The sequence below is a fragment of the Pradoshia sp. genome, assembly GCF_051873915.1.
GTDB lineage: Bacteria > Bacillota > Bacilli > Bacillales > Pradoshiaceae > Pradoshia.
The window spans coordinates 1-14,597 of sequence record NZ_JBJEFJ010000066.1 but is presented as its reverse complement, the minus strand read 5'-3'; the positions used below and the strand labels follow the sequence as shown (position 1 = coordinate 14,597).

Here is a 14,597-nt window from a genome sequence, read left to right as displayed (position 1 = left end):
TCCATACCGCTCGTATAGTCCTCAAAATCATCAACCTTTTTTCGCTAATTAAGTTATTTTGTTATAGTAAAAAAGTAGAGCATTTGCAATTCCATAATAATGATGAGCGGTAGTTTGGTATGAAACTGATATACAAAGGAGAGATCATCCGAATGAGAGAAAACTTAAACTGGGCTGTATTAGGAACAGGGGTTGTCGCAAATGAAATGGCAGCTTCCTTGAAAAAGGCGGGCAAGACCTTTTATGCTGTCGGCAACCGTACGCATAGCAAGGCGATAGATTTTGCAGAAAAGCATGGAATCGGCAAAGTATATAATGATTTCCACGAGATGTTCCATGATGAGAATGTCGATATTATTTATATCACAACACCGCATAACACTCATTTTCCATTCATGAAAGAGGCACTTTCAAACGGCAAGCATTTATTGGTAGAGAAATCAATCACCCTTAACAGTGAAGAACTGGATGAGTGCATCAAACTCGCTGAGGAGAATCAAGTCGTATTGGCAGAGGCAATGACTATCTTCCATATGCCAATCTACAAAGAACTGAAAAAACGAATCGATTCTGGTGCAATGGGCGAGCTTCGGATGATCCAGATGAATTTCGGAAGCTATAAAGAATATGATATGGAGAACCGTTTCTTTAACAAAAAGCTGGCTGGAGGCGCTCTTTTGGATATTGGCGTTTACGCAATCTCATTCGCTCGCTGGTTCATGTCTGAAAAACCAAACCAAGTCGTGAGCCAAGTGAAATACGCACCAACAGGTGTTGATGAGCAGGCGGGCATCCTCATGATGAACGAAAAGCAAGAAATGGTGACCATCGCCTTAACCTTGCACTCCAAACAGCCGAAGCGCGGAATGATTTCCTGTGACAAAGGCTATATTGAACTGATGGAATACCCAAGAGGCCAAAAAGCGGTCATTACCTATACGGAAACCGGTGAGCAGGAAGTAATCGAGACCGGAAACACCGAGGATGCGCTCTATTATGAAATGCAGGACATGGAGGCAGCCGTTAAGGGCAATAAAGAGGTAACTCATTTGAACCTGACGAAGGATGTTATGGATATCATGACGGAGATTCGCAGGGAGTGGGGACTTGTTTATCCGGAGGAAGAAGGGAAGCAATAATATTATTGGGAATGAAAAACCCTCGTTCGGTTGTTAGCCGAATGAGGGTTTCTTGTTAGGTCTATTTTTTCTTTTCCGAATAATAGGAGCCATAATAGCTGCTCGCATACCCATAATACTCAATTCCATCGTATTTGAATTCATAGATGATGGTTGATTTTCTATCATACCAGGTCGGGCCGCCAATCACCCGATAACCGATAAACGAATCGCTTTTCGCTCCAATTTCTAGCCATTCGAGATCTTCAATCGTGTCGACATCAATTTGCTGCAAAGGGCGATCAAAATCCTCATACTCATTATCAATCAAAGCACCATCACTTAAAATCCGCAACGGCTTGGAGCCATAATTTTCAATATGGAGTAACACAGCATACGTAGAGGAATCAGTTTCACTAGATGTCCAAACAGAGAAATTTGGTTTTTCAACTGTCCGCGTAATGCCGCTGGTAATAGTACTGGCAGGCCCTGCATAAGTATTCTTTCCTACCTTCCGGATGGCTGCGATTTTGTAGTAGTATGTGACTCTCTTTTTGACAGATTTATCTGTATAACTCTTATCAGTTGTTGATTTAACTACTTTATAATCGCCGTTTTTGGAGGATGACCGGTAAACCCTGTATTCATTAGCTCCACTTACTGATCCCCAGCTAATTTTAATAGCATCAACATGACCGCTTGTTTTGACTGAGGGTACCGCATTAAGTGTTGGTTTTCCTTTTACTTTACTAGTAAAGGAACTGTAGTACGTTTTCTTGCCGGATTTTACATACGACCTGACTTTATAGTAATAGGTCTTATTTGTGGTTAATTTAGTGTGCTTAAAAGATGTTGATTCAGTTGATTTAACCTTCGTGTATTTGCCGTTTTTTGTTGTCGACATATATACTTCATAACCCTTGGCTTCATTTGCCTTACCCCATAATAAAGTCAGAGAATCATAGGTCTTGGTTGATACCTTTAGTGAGGAAGGGGCAGGGACAAATAGCTTTGCGCTAACAATGCTGGAGTAGGAGCTGTAAACAGGCTTACTTCCAGCATATGATCGAATTTTATAGTAGTAGGTTTTATTTGTTGTGAGATTCTTATGAATATAAGATGTGGATGTCGTAGATGTTACTTTTGTATATTTGCCATCCTTGGAGGTCGCCATCCAAATTTCATACCCTTTGGCATCCTGAACCTTGCTCCAAGAGAGTGAGACAGAGTTGTACGTTTTCTTGGCTATCTTGAAGTTTTGAGGTGAGGCAAGGGAAAGTTTGGCGCTGACAGCTCCTGAATAGGAGGAGTATACAGTTGGGCTTCCTGCTGTATATGCCCTAATCTTGTAATAATAAGTTTTATTTGTTGCGAGATTCTTATGAGTATAAGATGTGGATGTTGTAGATGTTACTTTTGTATATTTGCCATCTTTTGAGGACGCCATCCAAATTTCATACCCTTTGGCATCCTGAACCTTGCTCCAAGAGAGTGAGACAGAGTTGTACGTTTTCTTGGCTACCTTGAAGTTTTGAGGTGAGGCAAGGGAAAGTTTGGAACTGACAGCTCCTGAATAGGAAGTGTATACGGTTGGGTTTCCTGTATATGCCCTAATCTTGTGATAATAGGTTTTGTTTGTTGCCAAATTTTTATGAGTATAGGATGTGGATGTTGTAGAAATTACTTTTGTATATTTGCCGTCTTTGGCAGATGCCATCCAAATTTCATACCCTTTTGCATCTTGTACTTTGCTCCAGGATAGGCTTACTGAGTTATAGGTCTTGTTGGTAACCTTGAGATTAACAGGAGCAGTGAACGATAATTTAGCGCTGATGGTGTTAGAGAACGGACCATAATAGGTAGTTATATCCTGAGAATAAGCCTTGATTTTATAAAAGTAACTTTTGTTAGTCGCTAGATTTGTGTGGGTAAAGGTTGTATCTGAGGTGATTTTAACTCGTTTGAAGGTACCATTGGCAGATTCAGCTGCATAGATCTCATATCCTTTTGCGCCAATTACTTGACTCCATGATAGAGTAACGGAATTATAGGTTGTTTTTGCTGTTTCAAGATTTAGCGGAGCTGTCAGGGAAGTGGCGGCACTGACTATTTGGGAATATTGACTATAAAGGTACATTTCATTTGTTTCTTGGACGCCTCTAATCTTGTAATACTTTACAGGGCCAGGAGTGACGTTTTGCAAGGTGTAGGAGATAGATGAAACGGTATCAATCAACGTGTATTCAGCATTTGGACCACTTGCTTGATAGATTTCGTAATTTGTGGCTCCCTCTATAGCTGACCAGCTAAGATCAATGGTGGCAGGGGATGTTGCGACTGCTCGCAAGTCTTGCACCATTGAACCTTCAAAGGGATTCTCCTCCATTTCCCCCTCATCTGAGTTGACTATTAAGCTCTTTTCCTCTTCATTTGATTCAGTCGGACCTTCAGCAAAAGATACATAGGAACCTACGTTAAAAATAAGAAATACAGCAATGATTAATAATATAAATCCTTTTCTCATAATATCCCCCATTTCGATTAGTCATCATCTAATTATAGGATATTTGGTAAGCAAAAACTACCATATATTAGAAGGTTCATAAGTTATTTTTTCCTATAAAATGTAAAACAGAAATCTGCCTTTTGAGGGTTCTTTTATCACAAAAAAGACCTCACCTAAGCATCAGGAGAGGGTCAATTTCATGAGAATGTTAGCATATTCAATTATTGTAATATAGTTATAAGTTTTTTATAAACATATTCTCTCCCTCCACAACAACCTTTTCATTCTCATCCAGATTTGTGAAAATGACGGGTGTCAGGATAGATGGGACTCTTGGTTTAATGGATTCAAAGTCAACCTTCATCAACTCCTGGCCTTTCTTGATCTTTTGGCCGTCCATGACGAGAGGTGTGAATCCATCCCCGTTCAACTGAACGGTTTCAAGTCCTACATGGATGAGGATTTCTCTGCCTTTATTGCTTTTCAGGCTGATGGCATGTTTAGTAGGGAAGATGGTGATGACCTCTCCATCAACAGGTGAGAGGATTGTGCCGTCGGCAGGGTCAATGGCAAATCCATCTCCCATCATTTTCTGGGCGAATACGGGATCTGGCACAGTCTCGAGATCAACAACCTTTCCTTTTAAGGGTACGAGCATCGGGTCTTGATTGTTCGGCTGTTTTTTCTTAAATAGGCTTTTGAACATCTAGATTACCACCTTTGCATGTATTTTGACGGAATTGAATCCAACGAGTTTCTTTTGTTGTATTGTAAATCAATTCAAACTATTTACCAAATAATAGGGATTACGTGTGCCCGTTTGTTTCTATGTCTTTTTAGCTGATTTGTGTAAAATGATAATAGATTTAAAGGGAGGAACGGTTCGATGCTAACGATAAAGGAAATTGCGCAGAGAGCAAATGTTTCGAGAACGACGGTTTCTCGCGTCTTGAATAATTCTGGCTATGTAAGCGAAAAGGCGAGAAGTGCGGTTCTGAAGGTTATTGAAGAGACCGGGTATGTTCCAAGCCAGCATGCTAAATCCTTGCGGACGAAGAAGACAAAGGTCATTGGGGTCATCCTTCCGAAGATCAGCACGGAGACCTCGAGCCGCCTTGTAAAGGGAATTGATGAGGTTTTGGGTGAATCGGGCTATCAAATCCTGCTTGCCAATACCAATTTGATTCCGGAAAAGGAGATAGAGAATTTACGGCTGTTAAGAAGCAGGCATGTAGACGGAATTATTCTGTCAGCAACGAATACGGAGCCGGAGCTTATGGCGGAAATCAACCAGCTGGCCATTCCTTTTGTTGCGGTTGGACAGGATATGCCAGGCCTCCCAAATGTCGTATTTGATGATTATCAGGCAGCCAAGGATGCCATGCAAGCTCTTATAGATAAAGGGCATAAGCGAATTGCGTTCATTGGAGTCAGTGAGTCAGATCCAGCCGTCGGGATACTGCGGAAGAAAGGATATTTGGATGCCATGGCAGCGAGCGGTCTGCCGATAGAAGGTAGCTGGGTTCAAACAGGGATCTTTGATTTGGAATCTGGACGTGCATGCATGAAGGAAATAATGGAGACTTCATCGTTGAGGCCAACGGCTGTTCTTGCTGTGACTGATAGGCTCGCGATTGGTGCGATGCAGTATGTGAAGGAATCCGGGCTGGTTATTCCGGATGAAATCGCCATTGCCGGGATGGGAGCATCTGAACTATCGAAGTTTATTACGCCATCCTTATCGACCATTGATTTTATGGTCGAGGAAGCAGGGCGCGAAGCAGCAGCTCTAATGCTGGAGTTGATTGATAATAATGGAAAACAAGTTATAAAGAGGAACATAAAACATAGATTTTTACAAAGGGACAGTATATAATGGTTGTGTAATCGATTTCATAAATCGGTTGCACTTTTATTTTATTGTTTGTGGAATCGATTCCACATTGAACTAATGTACGTATCTTTTTTGAAAAATGGGATGGAATAGAATGAGAAGGGGTGAATGGCAATGTCAGAGAATCGCAGAATTGCAGAGGAAGTGATTGAAGCCGTCGGAGGAAGAGAGAATATTTCCTCTGTGGCTCATTGCGCAACAAGACTCCGCATCATGGTGAATGACAAGGAATTAATTGATCAGGAGAAGGTAGAGGGCATCCAGAAGGTTAAGGGAGCGTTCTTCAATTCAGGTCAATACCAGATTATATTCGGAACCGGTACCGTTAATAAGGTTCATGAAGAGGTGGAGGGACTCGGCCTTTCCACTATGAATCCTTCTGACCAGAAGAAGGAGGCTGTTAAGAGCGGAACCCGCTTCCAGCGGGCCATTCGGACATTTGGGGATGTCTTTGTTCCAATTATTCCGGTGCTTGTTGCAACGGGATTATTCATGGGACTTCGCGGTCTCCTGATGCAGGAGCAAATACTCGGGTTGGTTGGATTGACACCTGATGACGTATCCGGCAACTTCCTTCTCTTTACGGAAGTATTAACAGACACGGCCTTTATCTTTTTGCCGGCCCTTGTCGCCTGGTCAACATTTCGGGTATTTGGAGGAAGCCCAATCATTGGGCTGGTACTTGGCTTAATGCTCGTGTCACCGTCCTTGCCGAATGCATGGGCGGTTGCGGGCGGGGATGTGACACCGCTTGAATTCTTCGGCTTTATTCCGGTTGTCGGCTATCAAGCCTCTGTTCTGCCGGCATTTATTGCCGGAATCATTGGGGCTAAATTAGAGAGGGCCATTAGAAGGCGTGTACCGGAATCATTGGATTTAATTTTGACCCCATTTTTGACACTGCTTGTGATGATTGTTTTATCCCTGCTTGTTATCGGGCCAATCTTCCATACGGTTGAGAATGGTATTTTGACTGCCGCAAAAGCTGTCCTTTCATGGCCATTTGGCATCAGCGGGCTGATTATTGGCGGCTTGAACCAGATCATCGTGATTACAGGTGTCCACCATGTCTTTAATATGCTCGAGATCCAGCTGCTTGCTGAATTCCAGAGTAATCCTTATAATGCCATCGTCACCTGTGCAGTCGCTGCCCAGGGTGGTGCGACATTAGCGGTTGCCATGAAGACAAAATCAACGAAACTGAAGGCGTTAGGTTTCCCATCCGCCTTATCAGCATTCTTAGGAATTACAGAGCCAGCCTTGTTTGGGGTTAATTTACGCTACGGGAAACCATTTATTATGGGTCTAATCGGCGGGGCTGTCGGCGGCTTTCTGGCCTCTCTATTCCAATTGGAGGCAACGGGAATGGCGGTAACAGTAATCCCAGGGACATTGCTTTATTTGAACGGACAGCTTCTTGCGTATATTTTGGTGAACCTTGTTTCAATTGCAGTAGCGTTCGCACTCACCTGGATGTTTGGCTATTCAGATAAGATGAAGAAGGAAATCGAACAATAATAAACGAAAGGCAGGCGATTGTCGTTCTGCCTTTTATTCATAAAAAAACAGTGAGGATGGTTATACCATGTCAGAGAATGATCAGCTGCTGCGGCTATGGGCGCGGGAAGTGACGGATAAATATCATATAACAGTACAGCAAGACCCTTATCGGCTGCACTACCATCTCATGCCGCCAGTTGGACTGTTGAATGACCCGAATGGATTGATTCAGTTTAAGGGTGTATACCATGTCTTTTATCAATGGAATCCATTTGAAACAGCCCATGGCGCAAAGTTCTGGGGGCATTACACATCAAGGGACCTGCTGCATTGGCAGGAGGAGCCAATCGCACTCGCCCCAAGTGAATGGTATGACAAAAATGGCTGCTATTCCGGGAGTGCGATTGAATGGGAGGGGAAAATGTATCTCTTCTATACCGGGAATGTGAAGCAAGCAGACGGGGCGCGGGAAACCTATCAATGTCTAGCTGTTTCAGAGGATGGCATTCACTTTGAGAAGGTTGGGCCTGTTTTGCAGCTTCCGAAAGGCTATACCGCTCATTTTCGTGATCCGAAGGTATGGAGGCAGGGTGACCAATGGTTCATGGTTCTAGGTGCACAAACTGTTAAGGAGCAAGGAGCTGTCGCCCTCTTCCACTCAAAGGATTTATATGAATGGGAGGAGGCCGGGACGATAGCTGGCAGCGGACTGAATGGATTAGATGATTTCGGCTATATGTGGGAATGTCCGGACCTCATTCACTTAGATGGAAAGGACATTCTTCTTGTATCTCCGCAAGGCTTGGAGGCTAGTGGGCGTGACTATCAAAATCTCTTTCAATCCGGTTATTTTGCCGGGGAATTGGATGAAAGGGAGTTTGCCTATGAGCACGGGCCCTTCACTGAGCTTGACCGGGGGTTTGACTTTTATGCTCCGCAAACCTTCATGGACGATACTGGACGGACCATTCTCTATGGGTGGATGGGGATGACAGATGAAGCAGAACAGCACCAGCCGACAATCTCCCACCGCTGGGTGCACGCCTTGACAATGCCAAGAGAGCTTCATTTCGAGAATGGCTGCTTGTATCAAAGCCCTTTGGATGAAATGAAGGGACTTCGAGAGAATAAGCTCCAAGCTGAGCTAGTCCTTGATGGAGCAGGGCAATTTCCCCCTCCGATTGGCGGCAAATCAATCGAGCTCATGATTGAGCTCCTTGAACTGCAGGGCGGCAAGTTTACCATCACCCTCCGAAACAGCGCTGAACTCATTTATGATGCGAATAAGAATGAAGTCATCTTGAAGAGAAGGAACGTCAAAACAGGAGCACTTGAATCAAGAACCTGTGTCATCTCCTCTCTTTCAAGAATTCACGTCTTTCTTGATCACTCCTCCTTGGAGATTTTCTTGAACGGGGGCGAGAAGGTTTTTACCGCCCGTTATTTTCCCAAACCAGACGATGAAAGTATTGCCTTTTCTGGAGAGGCAGTTGTTCGGGTGGAGAAGTGGGATTTGCAAGGGTTTGTGGTTGATTGATGGGACAGCAATAATCATCATACATGAAGAAGGAGACCAATGTGGCCTCCTTCTTCATGCCTCTACCTCACTTACCAGCGCCATCGTATTCCCCTCCGAATCACGGAAAAAGGCCATCCACGTCTCTACCCCGTTCATTTTGGTGATGATATGAGGTTCACCTGTAAAGATAACCCCCTTTGATAGGAGCTCCTCATAAGCTCCAAGTATTTCTTCTACTTGAAAATAAAGAACAGAGCTGGAGAAGGCGAATTCCTCCTTCTCCGGCAAGGAAAGCATGATACGCAGACCATTGAGGTCGAAAAAGGCCATACGGTCGGTTTGGAATAAGAGGGGAAGGCTGAGTATATCTTTATAAAAGGCGGCAGCACGGTTAAGATCTTTGACAGGAATACCAATTTGACTGATTTTCTGGAGAGAATGGTTGGTCATGGGTCATCTTTCCCTTCTGGATTATAGGTTTTTGTGTAAAAATTTGTTAATTCTATTATCCCATGACATAGATTTGTGTATCAAGTGCAGCTTTATGAGTAATCAATCCATTTTCTGTTATTTATCATGGCCATTACGATTCTATTAAGTATGACCTCTTTGAGATGAAAGAGGGAGAGTAGTCTTTAATGAACAGGGGGAAGGTCTATGCGCCTTTCCCCCTAATCTTTTTAACCATCAAAGGCAGCCCGCGGCCTTGCCGCCTTATACCAATGCCAGCAAAGGATAAAAATAATCGCTGCATCCACGAGGTCCCCACCATAATACATAAGTATGGCACCTGATTGAGCCTCGGTTGCTGAAACCCCTTCTGGGGGATTGGCATATAAATATTTAGCAAGGATACTATGCAAGGCTAGTGAAAGGACGAGTATGATCGCTCTAGTAAGATAGGAAACACGATGATAAATGGGATCCACATAGATGAGTGAAATGGTAAATACGTATCCCGCTAGAAAGATATGGGCATGAATGAACACGTGCAGCCACATATGCTCATGCATAAGGGAGTATAGGCTTGTCGTATAAAGAAACCATAAACCGCCGATATTGAGAAATGCGGCTGTAATCGGATGGGTGACCCAGCCGATTGGACGGCTTTTAAGCCCTTTGGATAACAGCCTTGCTAGCCTTGTAGGCAGGGCGCGAAGTATGAGCATTATCGGAGCGGCCAGGGCAATCAATAATGGAGCGAGCATGCCGAAGAAGAGATGGCCGGCCATATGGGCGTGAAAATCGTAGTGAGCACGCTCAGCTAACGGCCCTGCAACAGATAGGATGGCAAGGCCAGTCCCCAGACACAGCATAACAGTACGATAGGGAGGCCATGGCCTATATGTTCGATTGGTTTTAAAGACAGCCAAGATATATACAATGAAGATAAGGATAAATGGGATACTTAACAAGATCTGAGGCAGGATGGCTAATGGTGCATGATGATGCATATTAGGAGGCCGCCTTTCTCCGTTTAGAGGATAGAATAAAGGTCAGGCCGGCAATCATCATCATTATGGCAGCGATGTTCCAAACCAGGTCATAGACAAAGACATTATCGACATAGCGGATTTGGTGTATCTTCATCCATTTATGCTGGATTGTACCGTCATAGAGCTGAAAGCCTCCGGCACCAAGGAGGATGCTTCCCCACCATATCTTCTTAATGAATGCATGGCGCCTCCGTAAGTCGGCCAGAAGGAATAATCCTCCAATTGTCGCAAACCAGCTGAAGGCATGGAAAAGTCCATCAGAGATCAAGCCAATCTCCGTTGTTGAACGATCATAGAAATGATGCCAGCGTAACAGCTGATGAAAGACCACTTCATCAACGAAGGCCGCAAAGCCGATGCCAAACAATATGCCGGAAAGTATATTCCTGCTTGAGTAGGAATGTTCTTTTTTCGTATTCATTGTTTCTGTCATCTCCATCCCTTTCATTTTTCTATACTATTCCTTTGTTTGTTTGCCCTGAAACGCAGGAAGGCTAAATGCACGGCTGTCATAGGAGAAAATGATTAGATAGCCCGGCTTTATGAGCATGAAACCGTTTTTTAATCTTAAAATAGTTTATAATTGTTAAAATATAGTGAATGGTTTAACATTAAATATGGTCATTGAAATCTAGATAAACGTAGGTCCAACTGTAACTTCTTTTGGTTGTGTAACATCTGTGTAAAGTACCTGGTTTTTTGCAAATAAAAGGGGATAAGGAAGGGTAATATGAACAGCATACGGAAAGAAACAGACGTCATTTTAATCGGTGCCGGAATCATGAGTGCGACTTTGGGATCCTTGCTGAAGGAGCTTGAGCCAAGCTGGCAGATCAAGGTGTTTGAGAAATTGAAGAGTCCGGGAGAGGAAAGCTCAAATGAGTGGAACAATGCTGGAACAGGACATTCAGCCCTGTGTGAGCTGAACTATACGCCTGAGAAGCCGGATGGGTCAATTGATATCAAGAAAGCCATTAACATCAATGAACAATTTCAGCTGTCCAAGCAATTTTGGTCTTATCTTACGCAAAAGGGACTAATCCAGAACCCGCAGGATTTCATCCGGGCAATCCCGCATATGAGCCTAGTGGAGGGGCAAGACAATATCTCCTTTTTGAAGAAGAGATTTAAAGCGCTTGCAGATAATCCACTGTTTCAGGGGATGGAGTATTCTGAGGACCCGAACGTGCTGAAGGAATGGCTGCCGCTTGTGATGGAAGGAAGAACATCATCTGAGCCGATTGCCGCTACGAAAATCGATGACGGAACCGATGTGAATTTCGGCGCTTTAACCCGGATGCTGTTTAACCATCTAACGAAAACAAATACGGAAGTCCATTACCGGCACGTCGTCAAGGATATAAAACGTACAAGTGACGGCCTTTGGGAAGTAAAGGTTCAGGACCTTGACGGGGAAAGAATTGAATATCATACAGCAAGATTCGTCTTTATCGGCGGCGGGGGCGGAAGCCTGCCATTGCTGCAAAAAACCGGCATTCCTGAGTCAAAGCATATCGGCGGATTCCCTGTAAGCGGATTATTCATGGTCTGCAAGAATCAGGAGGTGGTGGAGCGCCATCATGCCAAAGTTTACGGTAAGGCGAAGCTCGGAGCACCGCCAATGTCCGTGCCTCATTTGGATACTCGTTTCATTGATAATAAGAAGGCACTTCTATTTGGGCCATTTGCCGGGTTCACGCCTAAGTTCCTGAAAACCGGCTCAAATATGGACTTGATTAACTCCGTGAAGCCGAATAATGTATTGACGATGCTGGCGGCTGGCGTAAAGGAGATTCCGTTAACGAAATACTTAATTGAGCAGCTGCTGCTATCCCATGAGAAGCGCATGGAGGTTCTTCGTGAATTCATCCCGAATGCGAAAAGTGATGAATGGGAAATCGTTGTTGCAGGCCAGCGCGTGCAGGTCATTAAGGACACGGATGCCGGCAAAGGAACGCTTCAATTCGGAACAGAGGTTGTCAGTGCCTCTGACGGGTCTGTAGCAGCCTTGCTTGGTGCATCTCCTGGTGCTTCTACTGCCGTGCATGTCATGCTGAAGGTCCTGGCAAAATGCTTCCCGCAGGAAATGAGCGGGTGGGAAAGCAAGATCAAGGAAATGGTGCCTTCCTACGGCATTTCACTTGCAGAGAATCCAGAGCTGTTTGCTCAAATCCATGCCGCCACATCTGGGGCGCTTAGATTAGATGTTCCAGAGCTTGCTCATCACGGATAAAGATAATTGCCCCCCCTAAGATCAAATTCTAGGGGGGCTTTTGTTTCCGCGTATGTCAGTCAAGAGCTTATACCCTTTTTGAAACCTATCATATAGTAAAGAAATTATAGTAAAATATTAGCTTTTGTATCAAAATACCTACTATAATAAAACATGACTGAAAAGATATAAAAAGGGGATAAGATTTTGGCAGATAAAAAGAATTACTATTACGAGAAATACAAAACGGTTATTTTTCGCATCGTCTTGATTTTGCTCATAATCTCAACCGTTTATGCTGTCTACATGGCCATTATTACACCTTCGGGTCTTGCTCATCATGAATATGAGCGTATGCGCAGCGATTATATTTTAATGATTCTGCAGTGTGTGGTTGGATGTATTGTTATCTTCCTTCCATCCAAGGTGGAGCAGCGTTTCCGAGTTGAGATACCAGATATTATGGAAATCATGTATTTTATTTTTCTATTTTGTGCGATTTATCTTGGCGAGGTTCAGAACTTTTACTTTAAGATCCCTTATTGGGACTTGATTCTTCACTGCTTCAGCGCAGGGATGCTTGGAGCCTTAGGATTTGTCATTGTCAGTTTCTTTAATGATATGGAGAGATTGCATATTACCTTAAGTCCATTCTTTGTATCCCTGTTCGCCTTTTGCTTTGCCCTGACATGCGGAACCGTGTGGGAGATCTATGAATTCCTTGCCGACGGCATTCTAGGGACGAATATGCAGAAATTCATGACGGCAGATGGGACAATTCTTACGGGACATGATGCGCTCCGGGATACGATGGAGGATTTCATTGTTGATGCTGCAGGAGCGTTCATCGTTACATTCATTGGCTATCGGCACCTTAGTAAACGAGATCAAGTGAAGAAACGATTAGGAGAATTGAAAAAAGAACATAAGGCCCAACCAGGGGCTTGATGACAGAGGAGAAGTGCCGTATGGACACTTCTCTTTTGCGTTTGAAAGAGAGAGGAAAGGTTATTATATACGTTACGAGCTGAAAAAAGGAGGAATCATTCAATGGGAGAAAAGAAGGAGCTTGCGACATTTGCGGGTGGCTGTTTTTGGTGCATGGTATCGCCCTTTGAGGAGCAGCCGGGAATCTTGGGAATTGTCTCTGGCTACACTGGCGGCCATACGGAAAACCCAACCTATGAAGAGGTATGCTCAGATACGACGGGGCATTATGAGGCTGTACAAATCACGTATGACCCTGATGTGATGCCGTATCAGACATTACTTGAGCAATATTGGCAGCAAATTGATCCGACTGACCCAGGAGGCCAATTTAATGATCGAGGGCATTCCTACCGGACGGCCATTTTTTATCATAATGAGGATCAGCGGAGACTGGCAGAGAAGTCCAAGCAGGCGCTTGCTGAGAGCGGGCGTTTTCAGAAGGACATCGTGACGGAAATCCGCCCTGCTGCCCCCTTTTATCAGGCCGAGGAGAAGCATCAGGAATACCACAAGAAAAATCCATTCCACTATAATCTTTATAGGGAAGGATCCGGGCGTGCCCGGTTTATCCGGGAGAACTGGAAAAAGGTTAAAACAGATGAGCAGCTCAGAAATGAATTGACTGAGCTTCAATATGAAGTAACGAGGAATAATGCGACAGAGCCGCCTTTTGATAATGAGTATTGGGATAATAAAGAGGAAGGGATCTATGTGGATATTATTACGGGAGAGCCTCTTTTCAGCTCACTGGACCAGTATAATGCCGGATGCGGATGGCCAAGCTTTACAAAGCCGCTGCAGCGCATGGAGCTCGAGGAGAAGCTTGATACCTCCTATGGAATGAGGCGAATTGAGGTCAGGGCTAAAGCCTCAGATTCTCATCTTGGTCATGTATTTGATGACGGGCCAGGGCCGGATGGTGCACGTTACTGTATAAATTCTGCTGCTCTGCGTTTCATCCCGAAGGAGCAATTGGCAGAGGAAGGGTATGCGCAATACGAGAAATTATTTGAATAGGTAGTGGCAATGACCGTCCCTTGTGTATGGAGGGGCGGCTTTTTGTATGGGGTATGCCGGCATGATGGGTGAGGGTATTCCTATGAGCAGAGTTGGAGGGAAGGTGTGGGTATCGCCCTTAGGCTTGGATTATCGCTCATACGCCATTATTTCCGCCCATAACATCTCCATTTCGCCCATACTCGAAAACTACCGCCCATAAATACTGCCGTTCGCCCTTAAACCATGGGAGTTCGCCCATAAAGCAAAGGTTTTCGCTCTTAAACAAGATAATTTCGCCCATAAATCATCAAATGCAAGAGATAATCTATCGGCACATGCACCCCTCAGCACTGATAAGGTCAA

12 protein-coding genes are annotated in these 14,597 nt (G+C 44.2%); 7 read left to right on the top strand and 5 right to left on the bottom strand.

Features of this window, described 5'->3' with window-relative positions:
- Positions 1–152 precede the first annotated feature (152 nt).
- Entirely contained in the window at positions 153–1,139 is a 987-nt protein-coding gene (locus tag ACI35L_RS06495; RefSeq protein WP_049669201.1) for a Gfo/Idh/MocA family protein, read from the top strand.
- A 61-nt stretch (positions 1,140–1,200) separates the two neighbouring features.
- Here the strand turns inward: ACI35L_RS06495 and ACI35L_RS06490 are convergent, their stop codons facing one another.
- Together ACI35L_RS06490 and ACI35L_RS06485 are read right to left on the bottom strand one after the other, a co-directional pair.
- Positions 1,201–3,642 (bottom strand): fibronectin type III domain-containing protein, encoded by a 2,442-nt coding sequence (locus ACI35L_RS06490; RefSeq protein ID WP_439802490.1) that lies wholly within the window; start codon positions 3,640–3,642, stop codon positions 1,201–1,203.
- 217 nt (positions 3,643–3,859) lie between these two features.
- Positions 3,860–4,330 (bottom strand): PTS sugar transporter subunit IIA, encoded by a 471-nt coding sequence (locus ACI35L_RS06485; protein ID WP_439802489.1) that lies wholly within the window; start codon positions 4,328–4,330, stop codon positions 3,860–3,862.
- 180 nt (positions 4,331–4,510) lie between these two features.
- Here ACI35L_RS06485 and ACI35L_RS06480 point away from each other — a divergent pair, with 180 nt between their 5' ends.
- The 3 genes from ACI35L_RS06480 (at position 4,511) to ACI35L_RS06470 (ending at position 8,555) form a co-directional block, all read left to right on the top strand.
- Positions 4,511–5,500, top strand: coding sequence for a LacI family DNA-binding transcriptional regulator (locus ACI35L_RS06480; RefSeq protein ID WP_439802488.1), 990 nt, complete (start codon positions 4,511–4,513; stop codon positions 5,498–5,500).
- A 132-nt stretch (positions 5,501–5,632) separates the two neighbouring features.
- Positions 5,633–7,036 (top strand): sucrose-specific PTS transporter subunit IIBC, encoded by a 1,404-nt coding sequence (locus ACI35L_RS06475; RefSeq protein ID WP_439802487.1) that lies wholly within the window; start codon positions 5,633–5,635, stop codon positions 7,034–7,036.
- A 67-nt stretch (positions 7,037–7,103) separates the two neighbouring features.
- Positions 7,104–8,555 carry a sucrose-6-phosphate hydrolase gene (locus ACI35L_RS06470; RefSeq protein ID WP_439802486.1) on the top strand — a complete coding sequence of 484 codons (1,452 nt, stop codon included), beginning with the start codon at positions 7,104–7,106 and terminating at the stop codon, positions 8,553–8,555.
- Between the two features lie 54 nt (positions 8,556–8,609).
- Here ACI35L_RS06470 and ACI35L_RS06465 read toward each other — a convergent pair whose 3' ends face one another.
- From ACI35L_RS06465 to ACI35L_RS06455, 3 genes are all read right to left on the bottom strand, one after another.
- Positions 8,610–8,987, bottom strand: coding sequence for a VOC family protein (locus ACI35L_RS06465; protein WP_439802485.1), 378 nt, complete (start codon positions 8,985–8,987; stop codon positions 8,610–8,612).
- Positions 8,988–9,217: 230 nt separating this feature from the next.
- Positions 9,218–9,991 carry a cytochrome c oxidase assembly protein gene (locus tag ACI35L_RS06460; RefSeq protein WP_439802484.1) on the bottom strand — a complete coding sequence of 258 codons (774 nt, stop codon included), beginning with the start codon at positions 9,989–9,991 and terminating at the stop codon, positions 9,218–9,220.
- A gap of 1 nt (position 9,992) precedes the next feature.
- Entirely contained in the window at positions 9,993–10,454 is a 462-nt protein-coding gene (locus ACI35L_RS06455) for a DUF2243 domain-containing protein (protein ID WP_439802483.1), read from the bottom strand.
- A 309-nt stretch (positions 10,455–10,763) separates the two neighbouring features.
- Here ACI35L_RS06455 and ACI35L_RS06450 point away from each other — a divergent pair, with 309 nt between their 5' ends.
- From ACI35L_RS06450 to msrA, 3 genes are all read left to right on the top strand, one after another.
- Positions 10,764–12,266 (top strand): malate:quinone oxidoreductase, encoded by a 1,503-nt coding sequence (locus ACI35L_RS06450; RefSeq protein WP_049669209.1) that lies wholly within the window; start codon positions 10,764–10,766, stop codon positions 12,264–12,266.
- A gap of 186 nt (positions 12,267–12,452) precedes the next feature.
- Complete coding sequence (locus ACI35L_RS06445) at positions 12,453–13,193, top strand: hypothetical protein (protein ID WP_049669210.1); 741 nt, start codon at positions 12,453–12,455, stop codon at positions 13,191–13,193.
- 102 nt (positions 13,194–13,295) lie between these two features.
- Positions 13,296–14,252 (top strand): peptide-methionine (S)-S-oxide reductase MsrA, encoded by a 957-nt coding sequence (gene msrA, locus ACI35L_RS06440; RefSeq protein WP_049669211.1) that lies wholly within the window; start codon positions 13,296–13,298, stop codon positions 14,250–14,252.
- Positions 14,253–14,597: the final 345 nt, after the last annotated feature.